Source organism: Pantoea sp. SYBGC1, assembly GCF_057197005.1.
Window position 1 is genome coordinate 67,658 of sequence record NZ_JBXUNM010000005.1, and the last position, 20,114, is coordinate 87,771.

Annotated in this window: 7 protein-coding genes; 3 read left to right on the plus strand and 4 right to left on the minus strand. The window is 52.6% G+C overall.

Going from position 1 to position 20,114, the window contains the following annotated elements; translation table 11 throughout:
- Positions 1-35 precede the first annotated feature (35 nt).
- The 3 genes from AC2CF9_RS10925 to AC2CF9_RS10935 are packed head-to-tail and all read right to left on the minus strand — an operon-like array spanning position 36 to position 13,702.
- Entirely contained in the window at positions 36-563 is a 528-nt protein-coding gene (locus AC2CF9_RS10925; protein ID WP_484556970.1) for a DUF2247 family protein, read from the minus strand.
- Positions 560-12,028 (minus strand): hemagglutinin repeat-containing protein, encoded by an 11,469-nt coding sequence (locus AC2CF9_RS10930; RefSeq protein WP_484556971.1) that lies wholly within the window; start codon positions 12,026-12,028, stop codon positions 560-562. Before AC2CF9_RS10930 ends, AC2CF9_RS10925 begins: the two co-directional genes overlap by 4 nt.
- 12 nt (positions 12,029-12,040) lie before the next feature.
- Complete coding sequence (locus AC2CF9_RS10935; RefSeq protein ID WP_484556972.1) at positions 12,041-13,702, minus strand: ShlB/FhaC/HecB family hemolysin secretion/activation protein; 1,662 nt, start codon at positions 13,700-13,702, stop codon at positions 12,041-12,043.
- A gap of 1,065 nt (positions 13,703-14,767) precedes the next feature.
- Between AC2CF9_RS10935 and AC2CF9_RS10940 the strand changes: the two genes are divergently transcribed.
- Both AC2CF9_RS10940 and AC2CF9_RS10945 read left to right on the plus strand, forming a co-directional pair.
- A complete protein-coding gene (locus tag AC2CF9_RS10940; protein ID WP_484556973.1) occupies positions 14,768-14,956 on the plus strand; it encodes a hypothetical protein in 189 nt (62 codons plus the stop codon).
- Between the two features lie 8 nt (positions 14,957-14,964).
- Complete coding sequence (locus AC2CF9_RS10945; RefSeq protein ID WP_484556974.1) at positions 14,965-16,548, plus strand: anti-phage dCTP deaminase; 1,584 nt, start codon at positions 14,965-14,967, stop codon at positions 16,546-16,548.
- Positions 16,549-17,393: 845 nt separating this feature from the next.
- On the opposite strand, the gene AC2CF9_RS10950 is transcribed toward AC2CF9_RS10945, so the two are convergent.
- Positions 17,394-19,247 (minus strand): hypothetical protein, encoded by a 1,854-nt coding sequence (locus tag AC2CF9_RS10950; protein ID WP_484556975.1) that lies wholly within the window; start codon positions 19,245-19,247, stop codon positions 17,394-17,396.
- A 538-nt stretch (positions 19,248-19,785) separates the two neighbouring features.
- Here AC2CF9_RS10950 and AC2CF9_RS10955 point away from each other — a divergent pair.
- Entirely contained in the window at positions 19,786-20,046 is a 261-nt protein-coding gene (locus AC2CF9_RS10955) for a hypothetical protein (protein ID WP_484556976.1), read from the plus strand.
- The last annotated feature ends 68 nt before the right edge of the window (positions 20,047-20,114 follow it).

A 20,114-nucleotide genomic window follows, 5' to 3' on the forward strand; every position in this document is an offset into this window, starting at 1 on the left:
GTTGCTATAAGCAATTAAGTCTATTTTGCATTCAATTAAGGCTGCTTCATAGCTATGTTAATTGCGTTGGTTTCCTCATCAATCCATTTTTTGTTTTTTAGCATTACTTCTTTGAAATTATCCATGCTGTAAAATTCAGATGGGTTCATGTTGTTCCCTACTCCCTGGACAACATCTGGTGTATCGCTGCCTCTCCATTGATTCCAGAAACTATTCAAATCTAATAATGCATAAATATAGTCCTCATTCAAATCATCCAAAAGTTTCATGAACGCAACGAGTCTCCACTTTCTTGCCGACAGCTGTATGTCTGTATTGTCCCACTCTGCAAGTCGCTCCAGATGCTTTAGGGTTTCATCAGAGATGGCATCACAATAGGCAAGTTCGGCTACAGAAATAAACACGTCATTTGCTTCATCAACTTCGTTGATTTGACTGCATGCATAATCGCTAATGTCTGCAGGATCAACTGTGACGTCTGGAAGGCCTTTTGCGCCCATGTAAAGTGTCCCCCAATCCAGCCATTGGAGTTTTTTCAATAAATTCAATTTGCTATTGCTCATGGTTTCGTTGGGACTCCATTAACTTTACCGCCTGACACAAACATGCGATGGCTAACTCCACCTAATTTAGGGTCAACTATCCACTCAAATCTGCCTGAAGTACCATTCAGGGTGCCCTCAAGCTGATAGAGTGTTGCACCATTTTTAAGACTGGTTTTTACAGCATTACCCGCATAATTGTCGATAATATCATTGAAGCCATGTGCATTGGTAGCTGGCGGGAATTCCTGTTTAGCTATGGGCTTATCGGTGTTTGGATAAACAGAAATAGGTTTACCCTTCGAATCTATTACTGTTTTATCTGAAATTATGTCAACCTTATTACCACTTCCTGAACCTTTCTCTCCATTACCCACTCTGACGTTTTCAATTACGTCATTTTTAATTTCTTGCTCGCTGCGGGGTGAAGTTTTCGTACCAACTGGCCCAACGATTCCGACACCATATGAACCCGGTATTGGGTGACCTTGTGAATCGTGTTTTTGGCCTATTCCATTGGTGATATGAAATATTTCAGGTTCGTGAATTCCTAAATTATCTTCGTGCCCCAGTTCTTCATCATCACCGAGTGTATTATTCTCTACTGCATTCTTACTCGCCATCGTGCCGGCGCCAGAACCCATTAGCGAATCTGACGCGATACCGCCAGCAAATCCGCCTGCCAGCTGGCTCAGGGTGCTGATGGTCTGCTTCTGGCTCTCACTAAGGTCGCCAGGCTGCGTATCCGGATACATGACCTTGATGATTGCCCGCGCAGTGAGTTCTCCGCCTGCCGCGCCGGCGGCGGCGATGCTGTTCCCGCCTCCCATTTGCGCCAGTACACCGGCCGCCACAGCGTGCGCCATAGTATTGGCCAGCAGATCGGTATGCTCCTTACCGTTTGCATCATAGGTTGTAGTGGCCTTTTTAATCTGGTTTGCGATAAAAGGTGCCATGGCGCCGCTGGCAGCCGCTCCCGGATTACTGGCGCTGAGGCCTCCCAGCGCGCCGGCGACCGCCGTTGCCACCATAGAGTAAGTGCCGCCTGTGCCCCATTTGTCTGCGACCGCCTTGTAACCCGGGTCACGCTCTACCAGCGAGTTCATTTCATCCGATGATTTGCTGGCATAGTCAGGATGCGCCTTCAGCAGGCGCGCTTTGGTTTCTTCAGCTGCTGCGTCCAGTTTGTAGGCCTTAACGTCCCCGACCACTTTACCGGCCAGCTCCTGTACGCCCTGCGCAAAGGCCAGCTGATTACCAACTTTCTCTTTATCAAAGATCTTATCGATGTGACCGTTGGCATTGTCCGTATCGTGGCTCAGCCCACTGACATCCTGTGTCTGCCGGGCTTTATCACGGACGACCAGCGTCCCGTCTGCGACAGCAGATCGCGTGGTGCCGGATGCGCTGTCGCTCATATTCACCAGCGTGGGCAGAAGAGAGGGTTTAGTCCCGTCATTGCCGCCACTGATCCCAACAGACGTACTGCTGGCATGATATTCCGCGTGGTTCTCAATGCTGTCCCAGCCCAGCGTACCTGTGGAAAGCCGGTTATTGGCCGCATCGGCGGTTGAGGCGATCACCGCACCGTTGAGCTGCGTATGATGACCGGCAAAAATGTCATAACCACCGTTGCCCGCAAACAGTCCGCTCTGATCGCCAACGCTGGCGTATTCGCTGTTGACCCTGGTCTGGCTCAGGCTTAGCCCGAACGAGCCAGTCATGGTGCCAAAGGTAAAGCTGAAGCCGCCGCTGGCGCTCTGCTGTTTGCTCTGATAGCTATCCGTATCTTGCAGGCTGGACAAGGTCAGGTTATTTCCCGCATTCACACTGATGCTGTTGCCCAGCGCCTGGGCACCTGAGAGCAGCGTGTCATTACCGCTGCTGAGCGTAAGACTGTCTCTGGCGTTGACGCGACTGTTGACGTAGGTAGTGCTGCTGCCGTTCTCCGCGCCGCTGGCCATATAGCCGCTGGCCTGTATGCCAATACCGGTTTCCTGGCCGATAGCCACGTGTACGCCGGCGCTCCAGCCGGAAGACTTATTGCTGCTTTTTTGATCGGTGTTGTTACTGGCTGCGACCAGGTTAAGATCATGCGCGGCTGCGAGCGTCACCTTTTCGCCGGTAATGTTGCTGCCCGCCAGGGTCAGGTCGCCGCTGGTGCCTTTGGCACCCGTGGCCACGACCGCTACGTTACCCCCGCCGTTAAGCGAGCTTCCGCTCACCACATTGGTGTTATATTCAGATGAGGATTTACTCTTGCTGGCGCCGACGTTAAGCGCAATCTTAATGCCCGCTTCACGGACATTGCCGTTAGCCAGTGCAGTCGCCGATTGCGTAGCGCCTTTCGACATTGCCCAGCCGCTTTCCAGCATCTTCACGGCATTAAGCGCTTTCAGACGATCGTCTCCCGCCTCGCCGGCGGCTTTGGCCTGCGAACCCAGGCTGAGCAACGCGTCGGTAATAGGACTGGTGAGCTGCAGCGTCAGTCCGCTCTGCTTCTGCTCAAAACTCTGACGGCGGGTCAGCGTGTCGTTGCCCGGATCGATGGTCACGGATCCGCCAGCCAGAGTGATATTCTGTTTCGCAATCACGTCTGAACCCGCCACGCGCGCATCCTGTCCCGCCACCATGGTAACGTTGCCGCCGGTGCTGCCGATGGTGCTGGCGCTCTGGCTTTCGGTGGTGCCGTTTTGCTTCAGCTCCTGTTTGGATGACGCGCTGCCGAAGGTCACGCCAATACCGCCGCCGCTGATCATGCCGCTTTTTTTGGTCTCGCTCAGGCGATAGCGTGTCTCGGTCTCGGTGGCGGCCGTGATGTTGAGATCGCGGCCAGCCTTGAGGCCCACGTCGCGTTCGCCCACAACCGATGAGCCCTTCACCAGCAGATCATTGCCGGCACTGACTGAAACGCGATCGCCACTCAGGCTGGAGGCCTTTTCTGCCGTAGCACTCTCTTCGCTGAGCGTGTGCATGGTTTTCTTACTGAACAGTTTTTTCCGGGTTTTGGTCTCTTCGCGGTAGGCGTAATCACTCTCGGTCACTGTAGTGATATTGACATCGTGTCCGGCCTGAAGCGTCAGATCGTTACTGGCGGTGAGCGCAGCGGCCTGGCTGGTGATGTCATTTCCCGCCAGCAGCGTGGTGCTGCCGCCGCTGACGATTTCACTACCCTGCTGACGTACCGTTTCGTTGATGATCGTTTTTTTGCTGCCGCGCTCGCTGTTACCCGATCTGGATTCTTCGGCGTTCAGGTTGATATCGCGGCCTGCTTTCAGTCCGATATCGCCTTCTGCCACCAGCGCTGCCGCCTGACTGGTAATGTCCTGTCCGGCGACCAGCGTGAGTTTGCCGCCGCTGGAAACGGCTGTGCGTTCGGCATCAGAGTGATGACTTTCTGTATTGCGGATATGGTCATGGGTGGCAGACTGCTGAGACAGTAAATCCAGGTCATGGCCTGCCGTCAGCGACATATCCTTGCCTGAATGCAGCTGCCCGGCCGCTACAGAAAGCGTGTTGCCGGCATTAATCGTCAAGGCCGACCCTGCGGTTACCGTGCTGCCCGCCGTGGAGGTAGTAGCGTGGTCACGATAGCGGTTAGTAAAGCTGCTGCTAAGCGTATTCGCGCCGAGCCAGACATCGTTCACCGCCTGAATCTTCAGGTCATCGCTGGCTTTCAGCAGAGAGGCTGTGTTGAGAACGCTGTCTCCGGCGACCAGAGAGAGATCACCTGTTGAGATAATGGCCGCCTGATTTCCCTGCTCTGTCAGGGCGTAGCGGCTCCAGAATGAGGTATTGCTGATGCTGGCGGTGTTGGTCAGGTTAACAATGTTGCCACGGGCGCTTTCAAGCGCCACCTGCCTGCCACTGATAGTCGAACCGATGTTATTGATATTGCCTAAGGCGCTCAGGTTCAAGCCTTCGCCCGCCTTGATTAAGCTGCTGTTGATGTTCTCAATCTGCGTCTGGCTGGTGAGCGCGATATTCTGATTGGCGCTGAGGGTGCTGCCGTTATTGCGGATATTCTCTGCCGTCAGCGCAACGTTATTGCCCGCAATCACGCTGCCGTTGGCCACGGTGGCATCGTTGGAAGAAAGATAAAGTTTTGGCACCATCACCGTCTGACCATTGATGGTCGCCTGCTCCCACCACAATATGCTGTGATCAAGTGCAGCAACCTGGTCTGCATTCAGGGATACACCTAATGCTAACCCCAGCGATTGCTGCGCTTTCGCTGCGTTGTCCATCAGCCAGGACATCTGTTGCAGGTCCGACCCCATGCCGTTGATATAGCGATTTCCGGTCTGGCTCAGGAGCGCATTGCTGACATAACGGGTATCAAATGCCGCATCGCCCAGAAAGCGATAATCCTGCTCCGGTTTGAGATGCAACCTGTCCAGTAGGTAGGAAGACCCTAGGAATTGACGGGTATCGGTATAGACACCGCGCGTCTCAGCCGGCGCGGCGGACGGCTGGCGATGCAGCAGGGTATTGAGGTCGCTAAACAGGCTCTGATCGAGATCGCCCAGACCCGCGAGCTTTGGGTTTACGGTGATTAAATAGGGGCTGGCCGGATCCTGCGAAACCGTTAAATAGCCATTCTGCGTGGCCGGAATCGGGTAGGCGCTGGTATCGACTTTCTGCCCCTCGGGCAGGCTTCCGGGCTGTGGCATGAATGCACCGTCTGCGCCTTTAACCAGCGTAACGGGTTGACCACCGGGTTGCCGCGCTACCGTCGGGTCCGTGATGGTGCTTAGCCCCCGGGTTGCCGCATCGGATGACACCAGTGCGCCTGCGCCATTCACGGTTTGCACGGCACGATAAACCTCATCGACCCAGCCAGAACTGCCTACAGTGGTGGCCGCGGCCTGCTCAAGCCCAAGACGCTGTGAGCCGTTGCCTATCCCTGCGTGAGCCAGACTGGCCAGTGCAGGTGCAGCAAGCGTTGGCGTGATGGTGCCACGCACATCATTTGATTCGCTGTTGTTAACGATAGCGGCAAAGTTCGCGCTGACGTTGCCATTCGCCTGAATCACCCCGCGAATAGCCGTGGTGCCTTCTGTGCGATAATTGTCTGTGGCAACGTAGGTCACACTTTTTTTCAGCATGACGCCGGTATTGTAGTCATGAAAATAAAGGGCATCGCCTCTGGTGATGACGTCATCCAGGTTATCCCGGAGATATGGCGAGCTGCTACCGCTTTCGAGCATGGGCTTATATTGGTTGTAAACATCGGAAGGGATATAGGTTCGCCAGACAGACTGCGTGCCTGAGAGATAGGACTGGTTATTTAACGTCTGGCCACTCAGTGAGAGATCCCCGCCTGCAAGAATGTGACTGCCGAGGTTATCTACCGTGGTAGCCTGGCCATATAAATTATGGCCAGCCGCTATTCTGCCTGCTTGTCCGCTGACCTGCGTGCTGGATGTGGTCCGTGCGACCAGTGCCTCATGACTTTTCGTTAAGTCAGCAGGAATCGGGGTGACATCGAAGATTCTGAAATTGGGCCCCGGCTGGATCGGGTGATCCGCAAAATAATATTTCAATTCGCCTGGCTGAAACGCCTCCAGGGGGATTTCCACGGTGCCTGGCTTTTCAGACGCATAGCTGTTTGCCACATTCTCTGTTGTCACCGGCCCCACCGAGAGGGACGCCCACTGATTCAGCAGGTGCGCGGTATGCAGGGTGATATCTCCCTGCTGTGACTCAATGGTGCCGGACGTATTGACGACCTCGCTATTGGCATTTCCCGCCGCGTCGCGCTGCATCCACAGGCTGTTGCCCGCCAGGATATCGCCGTGCTGGTTTTGAATGCTGTTGGCATACAGATAGAGATTCTGACCGGCGTAGAGCAGGGCTGTGTTTACAATGCTGCCCGGTGAGGAAAGCGTCAGGCTGCCACGCGTGCCGGTAAAACCGCTGAGCGTGATATCGCTGCGGCTGGCGAGCGTCACGTTCCCACCGCCCTGTAACGCGCCTGCGCTGTTCAGCGTAATGCGCTGGCCGCTCAGGCTGCTGTCGCCACTGCCGGTGGTGATTTGACCGTTGTTCGTCAAGTCGCCCTCAGCGCTCAGTGTCAGCGCCTGTCCCTGTAATGTGCCCTGATTCTCAATCGCTCCCGTGCTGCTGACGCTGAGACGCTGGCCCGCCGCAAGAGTCTGTCGCGCGGTGAAGCCGTTGATCAGGTTCAGCGTGGCGTTCCCGAGCGCCACCACCTGTCCGAGCTGATCAAATCCCGTGCTTTCCAGCAGCAAATTGCCGCCGCTGAACAGGTTGCCCGAGGCCTGCTGCGTGACGTTTGTCGCTTTGACATTCAGCTGATTTGTGCCGAGCAGTGTGCCGCTGTTTGCGAGTTGCGCGTAGTTTACCGTGAGGTTCCCGCCCTGCGCGGTGCCCTGGTTCTGCAGGCTGGTGCCGGTGAGGGTCGCCTGCTGGTCCGCCATCAGCGTCCCGCTGTTGCTGGCGCTGGAGGCATTCACAACCAGCTGCGCAGCCTGCAACCAGCCGCTGTTGACCAGCTGTGGCGTGGTTAGTATCAGATCGGCCGAAGAGAGGAGTTTGCCACTGTTGCTGGTAAGTCCCTGAGTGGTGATACGGCTGGTGGCTCCCTGAATCAGGCCATAGTTATAGAGTTCGGGCGCAGTCAGCGTCAGGCCGTTCTGACTGAGAACCGTGCCGCTGGCGTTATTGATCAGGCGTCCGCCAGCGTTGAGCTGCAGGTTGCTGTCGCCCTGCATGCGCCCGCTGTTGGTGATGCTGCCGCTAGTGAGTAATAGATCTCTGCCCTGCATCCGGCCTGCGTTATCCAGGCTGGTCGCATGCACATCCAGTGTGCCGCTGCTCAGCAGCGCCGCATTTTGCTGCTGCGTCAGCGTACCTGACAGCGTGGTGGTCAGGCCTTCAGCGCCAGAGATCTCACCGCTGTTGTTAAGCGCCGTACCCTGCAGCGTCAGGTTACGGGCAATCCACTGCCCCTGATTCGCGAAACTCAGCGCAGTGAGCGCAGCGCTGCCATTGGCAGCGATCTTACTGCCGGCAGCGGACGTGAGGGTATCGCCCAGATTCAGCTGCAGATCGCCTCCGCTCTGAATCGCGCCGCCATTATTCAGGCTGCTGGCATCCAGCAGGATCTGCTGCCCCTGCCAGATGCCGTTGTTGGTCACGCCGTCGCCGCTGATGTGCAGCGTGCCCTGCGTCAGCAGCTGACCGCCTGCACTGTTCATCAGCACGCGCGCAGGCTGTGCCTGCGCAGCAAACAGACGCAGCCGGCTCGCCGGGGCGGGCGCCGGCCCGAGCGTCAGCGACTGCAGGCCAATCAGGCTGCCCTGGTTGGTGACGCTGGCGGGATAGATGGCGAGCGTCTCGCCCTGTACCGTGCCGCTATTGTTAAGCGTCTCCCCGCTGAGCGTCACGGCATGTTCTGCCAGCAGCCTGCCGTGGTTAGTGAGACTCTGTGTGTTAATCCGGGCTGCGCCCTGCGACAGCAGATCGCCCTGATTATCCAGGTCTCCGCTGACTGATGCCGTGAGGTCAGCGCTGCTGAGCAGCGATCCCTGATGCTGCCAGCGTCCTGCGCTGACCTGTGCGCGTTGCCCCTGCAGCGTACCGGCGGTCTCCAGCGTGTCCGCACTCAGCAGCAGCGCGCCCCCGGTCAGTGCCTGACCGCCTGCGGACTGTTGCAGATGGTCAGCCGCCTGTGCATCCAGCCCAGTCGTGCCCTGCCACAGCCCCTGATTCGTGAGCGTATCCCCGCGAAGCGTGAGGCTGTCTGCCATGACCTTTCCGCTGTTCATGAGGCTAGCGGCTGTCACGCTGGCGTCTCCGCCGGAGAGCAGGCTGCCGTGGTTGTCCAACAGCGTGTCTGAGATGCCGCTGAGAGAGCCCGTGCCGTTGATCGTGCCGCGGTTTGAGAGTGAGGTGAAGTGATAGCCCAGGGTTTTTCCCTGCCATACGCCGGCGTTGCTGGCCGCCCCTCCCGTGAGAGAGAGTGCATTACCGCTGACCAGCTGCCCCTGGCTGAGGTTATCCAGCTGACCGAACGCTGCGGTCAGCAGTGACTCCCCCTGCAACAGGCCCTGGTTCTGCAGCTTCTCGCCTGTGAGAGTGACCTGCTGCGCGGCAACCGTGCCCGAATTATTCAGGGTATTAGCCTGTAAATCCGCCCGCTGCTGAGCCAGCAGCAGCCCATCTGCATCGTTATCCAATGAGCCACTCAGGCGCGCGCCTAAATTGGCTGCCGTGATGCGACCCCTGTTGCTGACGTGGTGCCCGGTCAGGCTCAGATCGCCCGCCACCTGCAGCAGGCCAGCGTTGGTGAGTGTGACCGGCGCAAGGGAGAGCGAATCACCGGTGATGAGTTCACCCGAGGCGGTGTTTGTAATGTCAGTGCTGCTGAGGGCAAGCGCGCGATTACCCTGAAGCAGGCCTGCGTTCGTCAGCAGCGGTGCGGTGATGCTCAGGCGATCGGCGGCCAGCGTCCCGCTGTTGCTGAGCGCGCCGCTGAGCAGGTTCATCGCCTGCTTGCTGATGAGCGTACCGCTGTTATCCAGCACGCCACTTACGCGGGCGCCGAACTGACCTTCCGCCCGTGCGCTGCCGGTGTTTTGCCAGTTTTCCAGGGCGAGATCGAGCTTGTCTGCCTGAAGCGTGCCCTGGTTATTGAGCGCGGCGCCCTGAATGTCTGCCTTGCCTGCCGTGAGCAGCTGTCCGTTACCCTGATTAACAAGCGCGTCGCCCTGAAGCGTCAGGGCATCGGTACCCTGTATCAGCCCGCCGTTGACCAGGTCGCCCTGCAGCGTCAGCACCTGCGCAAGCAGCCAGCCGCTGTTGTCGGTGTGTCCGGTGACGGCAATGTGCTGCCGGCCCACTATTTTACCGCTGTTAGTGAGCGTGCCGGCCGCAAGCGTTGCGTCGCCCTCACTCAGGGCATCACCGCTGTTCTGCCAGTCACCCGCCGTAACGTCAAGCTGCTGCCCCTGCAGCTGCGCGCGGTTATCCAGCCGGTCCTGCCTGAGCACAAGCCGCCCCCCGCTCAGCACCGTGCCGCGGTTCGTCAGCTGCGTGCCGGTTGCCTGCAGCGTCTCGTTGCCCTGTAGCAGGCCGCTGTTTTCGGTAGTCGTGGTGTTGATATCAAGCTGGCTGGCGGCTATCTGTCCGGCGTTAGAGAGCGTGTCATTGTTCAGCTGCATGGCGTTAGCCGCCAGCAGCAGTCCTCCCTGCTGATTACTGAGACGACCATTTTCTGAGGTGAGGCTGGCCGCGCTGATTTCACCGGCGTTGGTGAGGCTACCGCCGCTCAGCGTCAGATTCGCGCCGCTGGAAATCAGCCCGGCGTTGTTTAGCTCCGGCAGATCGAGCCCGAAGCTGTTATCAGAGCTGACTGTGCCGTTTGCCTGATTGGTGAGACGCTGACCGCGGAAGCGAAGGGCCGTGGTCCCCTGAATCAGGCCATCGTTGAGGGTTTCACCGCTGTTGACGTCGAGTGCCTGCTGACCGAACAGCGTGCCGGTATTGTTCAGGCTGCCGGTCGTGACGGTGCCTTCAACCAGACTCAGCACCTTCCCGCTGTTCAGCCAGTGGTCTGCCGTGACGCTGAGCTGCTGACCCTGAAGTGCCCCCGCGTTGCTGAGCGCGGCGGTCTTAAGCCCTAGCGCCCCTTCACTGAGCACGCTCCCGCTGTTGGTCAACTGCTGGCTTTGGCTCTGGAGCGCTTCCCGGGCCTGCAGCGTACCGCTGTTATCGATGACATCGCCGTTGAGGGCAAGGCGGCGAGCCGCGACTTTTCCACTGTTGGCGAGCGCCTGATTAGTGATCTGCAGTGCCTGCCCGGCAAGCAGCGAGCCAGCTGCGTCATTCAGCACCGTATCATTGAACACGGTGAGATTATCAGCATTGATTTCACCGGCATTCGTCAGGCGCTGACCGCTCAGCGTCAGCGTAGCGCCGCTGCTGATGAGCCCGCTGTTATTCAGCGTCGGAAGGTTCAGTGAAAAGGCGTTATTGGAGCTGAGGGTGCCGCCGCTCAGGTTATCCAGACGCTCACCCCTGAAGCGCAACGTATCAGTACCCTGCAACAGGCCGCGGTTATCGGTCTGCGTGCTGCTGATATCCAGTGCCGGTGCCGAGAGCACGCCCTGGTTGAGAAGGCTGTCGCTTACCGTGGTCAGGCTGCGGGTGGCGGCGACGCTTGCCCCTTTACTGTTCTGTAAGCGCTCTGCTTTGATGCTGACATTGCCTGCGGCGAGCGCGCCGCCATTGTCAAGCTGCCGGGTCTCAGCGGAGAGGGTGCCCGCCGCGGTAAACTGACCGTTGTTGCTGATCTGGTTTTGAGCCTGAAGCTGGATGTTGCCACCGGCACTGGCGCGGGTGGCTTGACTGGCTGTCAGGGCAGACCCGTTCAGCTGGATGTCGTGACCCGCCGTCAGACTGGCGCCGTTGCTGGTGAGGTTACCTTTGGCTGTCAGGGCGATACCGGCATCACTCACCAGAGCTCCCTGCCCCAGCGTAGCGTCCTGCTGTGCACTGACGGTGATCTGCCCGGTGACTTTATTGTCACCGCTTAGCGCAACCGAGGTGCCGCTGGCCGTGAGGGCGCCGTTGCTCAGGCTGTTACGAAGCGTCAGCTTACCGTTTGCATTCAGCTGGATATCACCCTGTTTCGCAGTGAGGTTGCCGAGGTTAACCCCCACGCCTTTCTCACTTGAGACCAGGTGAATACGGTTGGCGTACATGCCGCCGAGTGCGCCGGTATCGACGGCCACCGATGGCGTGGCGCCCTGCCCGGCTATAGGGGTAATGGAACCGTCTGCGCCCACGCGGTTAGCCCCTACGGTGACGGAGAGGTCTTTTGCGTGGATGCCAGCGTTGATGTCGGTGGCGCGCGCAACAATGGCCACCGCGTCGGCACCGCTACCGTCCAGTCCTTTGCCCTCAACGATCACCGATCCCCTGGTCACCTCCAGCGCGGCGAGTTTGCCGCTGGCATCCAGTTGCGGCTTGCCGGTGGTCAGCGTCACGTTTGGCGTATTGATAAAACCGCAGCCGTTACAGGTGATGCCGTATGGGTTCGCCACCATGACATTGGCGGCTTTGCCCGCAACTTCCGTGTAGCCCTGTAGCTGTGAGCGGCTGGCACCCGTGACTTCGTTGATGATTGCGTGCGCTTCATGGCCCGCTTTCAGGTGGGGGTTGTTCTGAATCAGCCCGCCAAGCTGCGTGCGATTGAGCTGGCCGGTGGCGTTGTTCAGGATCAGCCCTTCCTGACTCACGTTGTACTGCTGGTACTGATTATGCGAGACACCGGCCCCGTTGGGCGTGGCAATGTTGACGACCGGCACCCCGTTACCCGCTTTGTCCATCTTTGTGCCCGGCGTCACCGGGGTGATTTGCGCGGCCACGGCCGGCAGCACGGGTTGCACGGCCACCAGAGAGCAGATGAGATAGCTCAGTACACGACGGGCAAGGGAAACAGGTTGGCGATCGTCCATAATCTTAGCCTCTTAGAAAACCAGCCCGACGCGGGCGTAAGCACTGACGCGATCCGGCTGCAGGTGGCCAGGATAGCTGAGCGGTATGCCCAAGGTGTACTGGGTGTAAAAATAACGGCTGCGGGTACTGATGCCCACTGCCCCGCCCCACAGCGTGCCGACCGATTCGCGGTTCTGCGTATCACTCTTGAGCCAGCCGCCGTCCACGGCAGCAAGCGCACTGACATCGCCCATGACCGGCAGCGTGAACAGGCTGTAGTCCAGCTCGTTACGCAGGTACCCCCCGGTGTCGCCCGAGAGGTACTGCTCCTTAAAACCGCGTACCGAACTTTCACCGCCGAGCGTCAGGCGCTCGCTGGCGTAGAGCCGGTCAGGCGACCACTGGCTGTAAACGCTGCTCAGCCACCACAGGCTGCTGGTCAGCGGACGCTGGAAGCTGCCGCTGAGGCTCCATTTGCGAAACTGCGCCTTGGGCAGGTCGCCGGTTTTACCGGCATCACGCTCAGCGTCGAACCACGGCATGCCGCGACTGAACGTCGGGTTAAGCGTGGCCACGCCGCCAGCGATTTTCTGCGTATGGTTCAGACCCGCCTGCAGGCTGGTGATTTTGCGGCTGCTGCTCTGCAATAAGGTGTGGTTGAGGAAGTTGTGACTGGCGTAGTGGTTCAGCCCCAGCTGCACGCCGGTTTTAATGTCACCGTTGCGGAACAGCACCCAGGAGCCGTTCAGGCGGTGTGCAACGTTGTCACCGTTGCTGAGCCAGGTGAAATCATTGTTGATAAAGCTGCTGTGATAGCTGCTGTAGCTGTAGCTGTAATCGAGCAGCCCGTAGCCGTAAGGTACGCTGACGCCTGCCTGCAGGCTCTGCGCATCCCGCCACTGGCTGAAGGCGCTGCTGCGCGCACCGCTCACAAACCAGCGGTCCGCAAGCCCCAGCAGGTTGTTGCCGGTGACGGAGCCGTAGAGTTGCCCCACCCCGGTGCTTTTCTGTCCGCTGTTATCAATGCCCAGCGAGGCACTGAGCGGAAACTCCGGTGTGGCCGTGAGGTTCACCACGGAATAACCGGCTTTGGAAGCAGGCTGGATTTCAATCTGCACCGGCGTGACGCGTACGCGGTTGATCTGCTCCATGCCCTGCTCGATATCGCGCAGGTTAAGTATCTTGCCCTCAAGACCGGGAAACGCCATCAACAGCGCGCGCGGATGCTCACCGTCGAGATGTATTTCATCGAGCTTTCCTTCCAGCACCGGAATAACGAGCTCTCCGGAAGAGAGATCCTGCTCAGTTAAAAACGCACGGCTGGTGATATAACCGCGCTGCATATACCAGTCAGATATCGCGTGCACCAGCGCATTGATGTGCGTTAAATTCAGGCAGCGATGGGTATAGGGCGCGGTGAGAGTTTGCTGCTGACCTGGCGACAGCAAGGACGCATCGCGAAGCACAATATGACGGATCGGGAAGCACGGACCGGATGTACTTATGTCCCCGGCCGGCGTGGCCTGAGGCGACACCGCATTCCACAGCGTATCGCGCTGGTGCTGATCCTGCTGCAGACGCTGCTGCTGCTGCGTCTGAATATAATCACGGTCGCCCGGCGTTAACGGTGCCGCAACTGCTGAAGCAGTCAATAAGCTGACGCTCAGCGCCAGCAACTTCCCTGTATGTGCCATTATGAAAGACTTAAGTAAAATTGATTGTACATGTTTCGCTATCCTGCACATGCAGAATATCACCTGAACAATCAGAAAGTTCCTGGCAGAGCAACAAAACGATAATAGGTCTATAATTTTGCTTAGATCAGTGATTTGATTTTGACTAACTCAAATATAAAGATAGCTGTTTGAGATTGCTGACAATCTCAGAAATTCTTCCGGATTAATTACGTTAATCCTATTATCGGTTGGGATGAAATTAATTTCAAATCGTCTTAACTGATTAGTAAAGCTGCGGCGAACACGTTTGCTGGATACTAAATTTGCCACGCTCACGATAATCGTAGGCCGCATGAGACAGTATAAAATAGGCGGGAAGAAAATTTTGATTCGGTTGGGTACGACCTGAGTGGTTATGCTTACAATAAAGCTATGAAAAGCTGAATGAGAGAATGTGAGAGGAGATGCTTGAGCGTTCCTGTTTTGGATCAATGCAGAGTGTGTGGCGGCTTAAGTAGTTAGTAACTTACTGCCAGACAAGGCTAAAATGCATCCTAAGCAGCTTTACTGAAGTGTGAAGTTGAGAATATCCCAATTATGATAAAGCAATTTAGTTGCATTATCTCTCATGTCTTGATAACTAATTCGATTAGTGGTGCCTTGCTATTCACTTCACTTAAAGGGAGGAGTGAAGCCTTTTTGAGTCTCTAAAAAAATTTTAACGTAGGCCACAATAAAATAATCTTGTGGATTGATATTTGAAGAAGATCAATTACAAGCAATGATCACTACATACCTATTTTCATATAAGAAGTTAAGCGAATGATGTGACCATACTGAACATGAGGAAATAAATGACTGATCGTAAATAGTAAAATAACCTTAAAGTTTGAATATTTTATGCCGATAATATTTTGGACGGTTTCTTTTTCTCCTTAGTTAATATGTATTGTGCTTTGCTATAGTAAAAAGTGATGTTGTCTAATTATGCATCAACCTGAAATGTAAATATTTTCGATTTTTTTTTGATTGTGCTAAAATTAGTAAGGTTTAACCGTTAAACTCAAAAATCAAGGAAAAACAATGTCATACCGTACATTTGTGTTAGACGAGTATCTTACTGTCGAAGCTACGAATGATTTGATTGATGTTGAGGAGAACCACACAGGCGTGGTTGATAATAATATTGTTGACTTTCAAGAAGTAGCATTAAAAATGGAAACTTTAAATGCTTTTAGTAAAATTTTATCAAAAAGCATTATATTTGACTAGGATTCAATATGAGTAATGCTCTTAAAAGAAAATTTAACGCTGCACAGACGCAAAGTCATAACGATGGTAATACAGCAATGGAAACCATCGAATTAAGGCAGTCAAAAGACATTTTTCTTGGCTTATGTGGTTTTGTTGGCTGCGGAATAAAAACTGTTGTTGATGTAACTAAAGAGATCGCTGAAAATTGGGGATATAATGTTATTCACATAAGAATATCTGATCTTATGCTTGATGATCTATATTTCGAAAAGTCTCTTATTGATGTACATTATAATAAGGTTCTCGATCGCCACTTATCTTTACAGAAATTAGGTAACGAATTAAGGAGGCATCATAAAAGAAAAGAATTATTATCTGAAGCGGCTATAGCTGCAATTAGCGCAAGAAAAATCAAAGAATCTTCTAACGCTGCCCCCAATGTTTACATTATAGATCAATTAAAGCGACCAGAAGAAATTGAGCTTTTTCGAGTAATCTATCAACATAATTTCTATCTGTTGGGTATATTGAGAGATCAAGAACACCGTATTAGAAATTTAAAAGAAGATGGCGCCTCAAAAAATGACATCCCTTTAATCATAAACGTTGATGATAAGTCCGATGACGAATATGGGCAAAGGACAAGTCAAGCAATTTTAGATTCTGATTTCTTTATTAAGAATAACCAGAGTCAAAAGAAAGACATCGAAAGAAAAATAGATAGATTTTTTGGCCTTATCCATGGAAAAAATGGCTTAACCCCCTCTTTAAATGAAAAAGGGATGTATGCAGCTTTTACAGCCTCACTTCAATCCGCTTGTCTTTCTCGTCAGGTCGGTGCAGCACTCTTTGATGATGAAGGTAATCTTTTGGCAGTTGGAAAGAATGATGTTCCTAAAGCAGGTGGGGGTTTATATGTAAGTGATGACGGTGATAAGGATCATCGTTGCGTACATAAAAGTGGAAAATGTTATAACGTCACTAATAAAATAAAAATTAAGGATAAAATTTCAAGTATCATATCTAATGAGTTAAAAGACGTTATAGGTAACGATACTGCTTTTGAACTAATTCTTAAAAAAATTACTAACAAAGTCCCCGACATAACTGAAGCTATTTATAAAGGCACAAAAATTGCATCTATAATGGAGTACTCCCGTTCTATACATGCAGAAATGGATGTTATTACCACCATGGCGAGAAAGTCTTCAGAGGGCGCTAAAGGTAAAATACTCTATACTACTACCTATCCCTGCCATAATTGTGCAAGGCATATAGTTTCTTCAGGAATAAAAAAAGTTGTTTATATAGAACCATTCGAGAAAAGCCTTGCTTTGGATTTGCATGATGATGCAATAACAAAAAATGAAGATTCTTCTAAAGTTATATTTACTGATTATGAAGGTGTTTCGCCTCGCAGATATAGTAAATTCTTTATGCCAACTGATGAGCGTAAAGATGATAAAACAGGGGTAGCAAATAAATTCAACACTAAGTATAAAAATCACATTGACGTGCAATATCTTGATAGTCATAGGGACTATGAGGGCATGGTTGCTCAAAAGTTTCTTATTGAAGTGTCAAAGCAAGAGCTGCCATCATCTGATTAAAATAAGCATGAAGCTGTTTTCCTCAGCAGCTTCATTACTTTTATTTGTTTAATTCTTATGTTGTTTGTACCATGTGGTTGCTCTTCGCCTTACAACATAACATCTAACCATTCTTCAATTAATTAACTTTGTGCTCATTACATCCTGACAATTGAAGAATGCTTACCCGATTCTATCATTTAAATAAATGAAACCTTTTTAAAGCACAAAAACTCATTTTCTGCGCTCAACACAAACAATGAGCAAAATTTATTATCCTCGCTGAATTTGCTTCATATAAGCTTGGCCTTTGTTCATCGGAGCTCTATCTCGATTCAATTATTAGTTGCGATCCTAACATTATGTAACTAGGGTTTTATCAGCAGAACATATGAGCTCCTTTCCCTGCCAATACCGACTTCAAGTGCACGGCTATAGCTTCATATAATTGGCGTTATATGAAGTTATAGAGCAGCTAAATCTTGACCATTTGCTCACAAAACAGGCAGCGCTACGCGAATTCTGCAAAGGTAATACCCACATACGCTCACAGATTTCACGTAGCGACGCCTCTGAATTTAAGTGTAAAAGATAGATTTTTATATGCCTTTGATAGCGTTAGCAGATTTTGGGCAGGAAACGCTGTTCTCGATTTGCATCAACTTATGTTCAGGTGCCTTTCAGCGTTGGTACCCCCCGAATAATGGGCTTAATATGTGACAACGTCACATTTCCTAAAGTCTTAACTTCAAACTGGGCACGTTAGCGAGGAGTGATTTTACGAACAATGTTAATTTCAGGAAGGTTATCAAAGCGTGGCAGCATGCACTCAGGGGAAAACCGTTCAAGAGTGCATGAGTGAAGTTTTATTTTGGTGACTGCCCTAACGGGTCTTCAGGATCCAGAAGTTCAATACTGCGAGGTTCACCGTTGACCAGTATTTTAAGGAAATGCCGGCGCTTCCACTTACCTGGTTCATACTGATGCTCTTTGAAAAAGTACGGACCGCGGACAAGTAAATCTTTGTTATCGTTGTAGCCAAAACCCACCTGCTTATTACCTGTCCAGTGCTGCTCAAACGCCACAACTGGCGCAGCGTCAAGGCGTGCACTCTCTTCAGCATCACAGACTGTATAGCTCTTACGGAAAATAAAGCACTGCCCGGATGTGTAGCGGTCGCGACCGTTGGTTTCCACTAATGCGATGGAGTAACCGGTGTAATCGGGGATTTTTACATACAGTTTGGTGTGACCGCCTGAACCCTCAACGTGTACCTTCAGAACCGGGCTCGAGCCCTCACTGTACCAGCTGGCGATCGAATCTGCTCCATCGCGGGCCTGCAGATAGATGTGTGCCACCCCTTCTGGCGTTCTGCCAGAGTGATCAGTTTGTGTCTCACTCTGTGAGAGGAACTGAGCTGTACCAAGCACGCGAACGTGTATTTGTGAGGCAGCATCAGAAAAGTTAAATTCGCCAATATAAAACCATTTGGGTTTATTAGTACGGTTATCCATATGATGTTGGGACGTCATGAAATCATAATTGAGCGACCCCTGAATCACTGCTCCCAAGTCAGAAATCTCCATGATGCCCCGATCGCCTTCAGCCAGCAGAGACCAGGGCTCAATACCTTCTTTACTAAAATCAAAGCCGGCACTGTCACGATGTACGCTTTTCTGGATGATCATCGCACGGCAATAACCCATTTTCATGGGATGGGTAGTTGATTCGATCACCAGCCCTTCGATGGTCCACTGCCCATTGGTCAGGTCGCCGGCAAACTCAGAGTGCTCAATCCAGCCATTGCGTATAAAGGATTGTGTACAACGTGGTAAATCCAGCACGGGTTTTTTGGTGCTGCGCTGCAGATTAAAATTAGAGAGCTCAATAGCAGTGCTGTGGTCCCAGGCACCCTGCTCCCGATCAGACCAGCGTGCATAGACAATACTGTCCTGACATCCGCGTGAGTAGAACTGATCAATTTTGCAGTCAAGCGTGTCGATCAAATCCAGTGCTCGTCCACCCAGATAGCGAAACTCCATACTGGAAACACGCAAAAACTGGCCACCGATAATGGTGTTGGCATAAAAGCCAACCTGATTGAATGCGGTGCCACCATCTTCGCCAGTTGAACTCTTTCCTTTGATAACAAATCCGGAAATTTCCGCATAGCGCGCATTTACTTTGAAAAAGTGCAGGCCACGAGGCTTGGTATCCCAGTTAAAGAGTAGTGTGGTTGTTGGAAAATAACCGAAGTTAACCGTGGCGCCACTAATTTTGAATCGGTTGATTTCTTTATCAGAGATGTCGAAAGTCGACATGCTAAATGTACCTGCAGTGAATTTAATACCCGCTGATGGCAGCACGCGTTGTGACCAGGCAAACATGCGCTTCACAGCTTCAATGCAATCAGTTTTACCATCAGAGACTGCACCAAAATCCACTACGGTTACACTGTTGTAGTCCAGTACAACCCGTTTCCATCGTTTTCCTCCTTGGGTGACAAATGTCATTCCGCCATCATCAACAGAACGGGTATCCGTAGGATCGTAAATGAATACGCCGCCGCCCATTCGAGTATTTGCAGTATATTCAAGCACTGAAGCGATAGCGCCAGGCGTCGTTGGTTCAGCTTGTCGAAGGGCAGCAATGTCAGGAAGCTGCGTAATGGTGCCAGGTGAAGATGCAGCTGCAGCGAATACTCCAGAGGGTTCAGTCATGGTGGCACTCTCCAATTGATAAAAAATCAGAAGAAGAGATAAGTATAAGTTTCTGAAAAAATTATGTTTATACTAGGCCAGTTATATTCGATTTGATTGGCACCATAGTTTCTGTATGGCTATCGCAACCGGCTGAATAATCAGCAAAGCGGACCGGCTATGTAAACACTTTACAGATTAACCTGACCAGATATTTGTATATGAATGGCTCTTAATTATCTTTTTAAGGGATTAACGCTCTGAAAAAATTGTATTAAAAGAAGCCTAAAGTTAAGAAAGTTAGGGGTTTTAGATTAGTGACGAGATGATGCCGTCATGACTATTTCAAAAGTCAAAACATCAGTTTTATTCCCGATTGGTACGTCTGGCCTGGCATCCTGTCAGGTTGCTAGAAGCCATTTTACTTTTCAGCATCAGGTTGCGTTACCCCCCTTTTTTTATGATGCCCGGGCATCAAGTAAGTCTGGTACCGTAAAATCACGGGTAAGTTACCGTCAACATACCTGTCTGATGTTAAGGAGCCAGCCACGATAAAGTCATGTCTGAAATTAACAGGCTGCTTTTCTCATCAGTGCTCTTACTGAAAGCCTTACTCAGGGGGATAAATAGAAAATGGTATATCACACTCTATCGTGACAATGTCACTTTATTGACCAGCAGAGCAGCTTTCCTGACAGTTGCACTGCTTAAAATGCCCCTACCACTTGAAGTGTTGGTAGCAAGACCAACTGGTGCATGGGCTATAGGGATCGTTAAGGCAAAGGGCAGCAGACAAGATTGCGTGCAATATTCTCTATAAGGATTACATGGTTTACCGGCCTGTTTCTACGGCACTTTAGTGATACTAACCAGCCCTCCTCTAACCTG

Coding starts and splice junctions, on each gene's coding strand:
- AC2CF9_RS10925 (WP_484556970.1), bottom strand. CDS start 563: ATGAGCAATAGCAAATTGAATTTATTGAAAAAACTCCAATGGCTGGAT.
- AC2CF9_RS10930 (WP_484556971.1), bottom strand. CDS start 12,028: ATGGACGATCGCCAACCTGTTTCCCTTGCCCGTCGTGTACTGAGCTAT.
- AC2CF9_RS10935 (WP_484556972.1), bottom strand. CDS start 13,702: ATGGCACATACAGGGAAGTTGCTGGCGCTGAGCGTCAGCTTATTGACT.
- AC2CF9_RS10940 (WP_484556973.1), top strand. CDS start 14,768: ATGTCATACCGTACATTTGTGTTAGACGAGTATCTTACTGTCGAAGCT.
- AC2CF9_RS10945 (WP_484556974.1), top strand. CDS start 14,965: ATGAGTAATGCTCTTAAAAGAAAATTTAACGCTGCACAGACGCAAAGT.
- AC2CF9_RS10950 (WP_484556975.1), bottom strand. CDS start 19,247: ATGACTGAACCCTCTGGAGTATTCGCTGCAGCTGCATCTTCACCTGGC.
- AC2CF9_RS10955 (WP_484556976.1), top strand. CDS start 19,786: ATGTCTGAAATTAACAGGCTGCTTTTCTCATCAGTGCTCTTACTGAAA.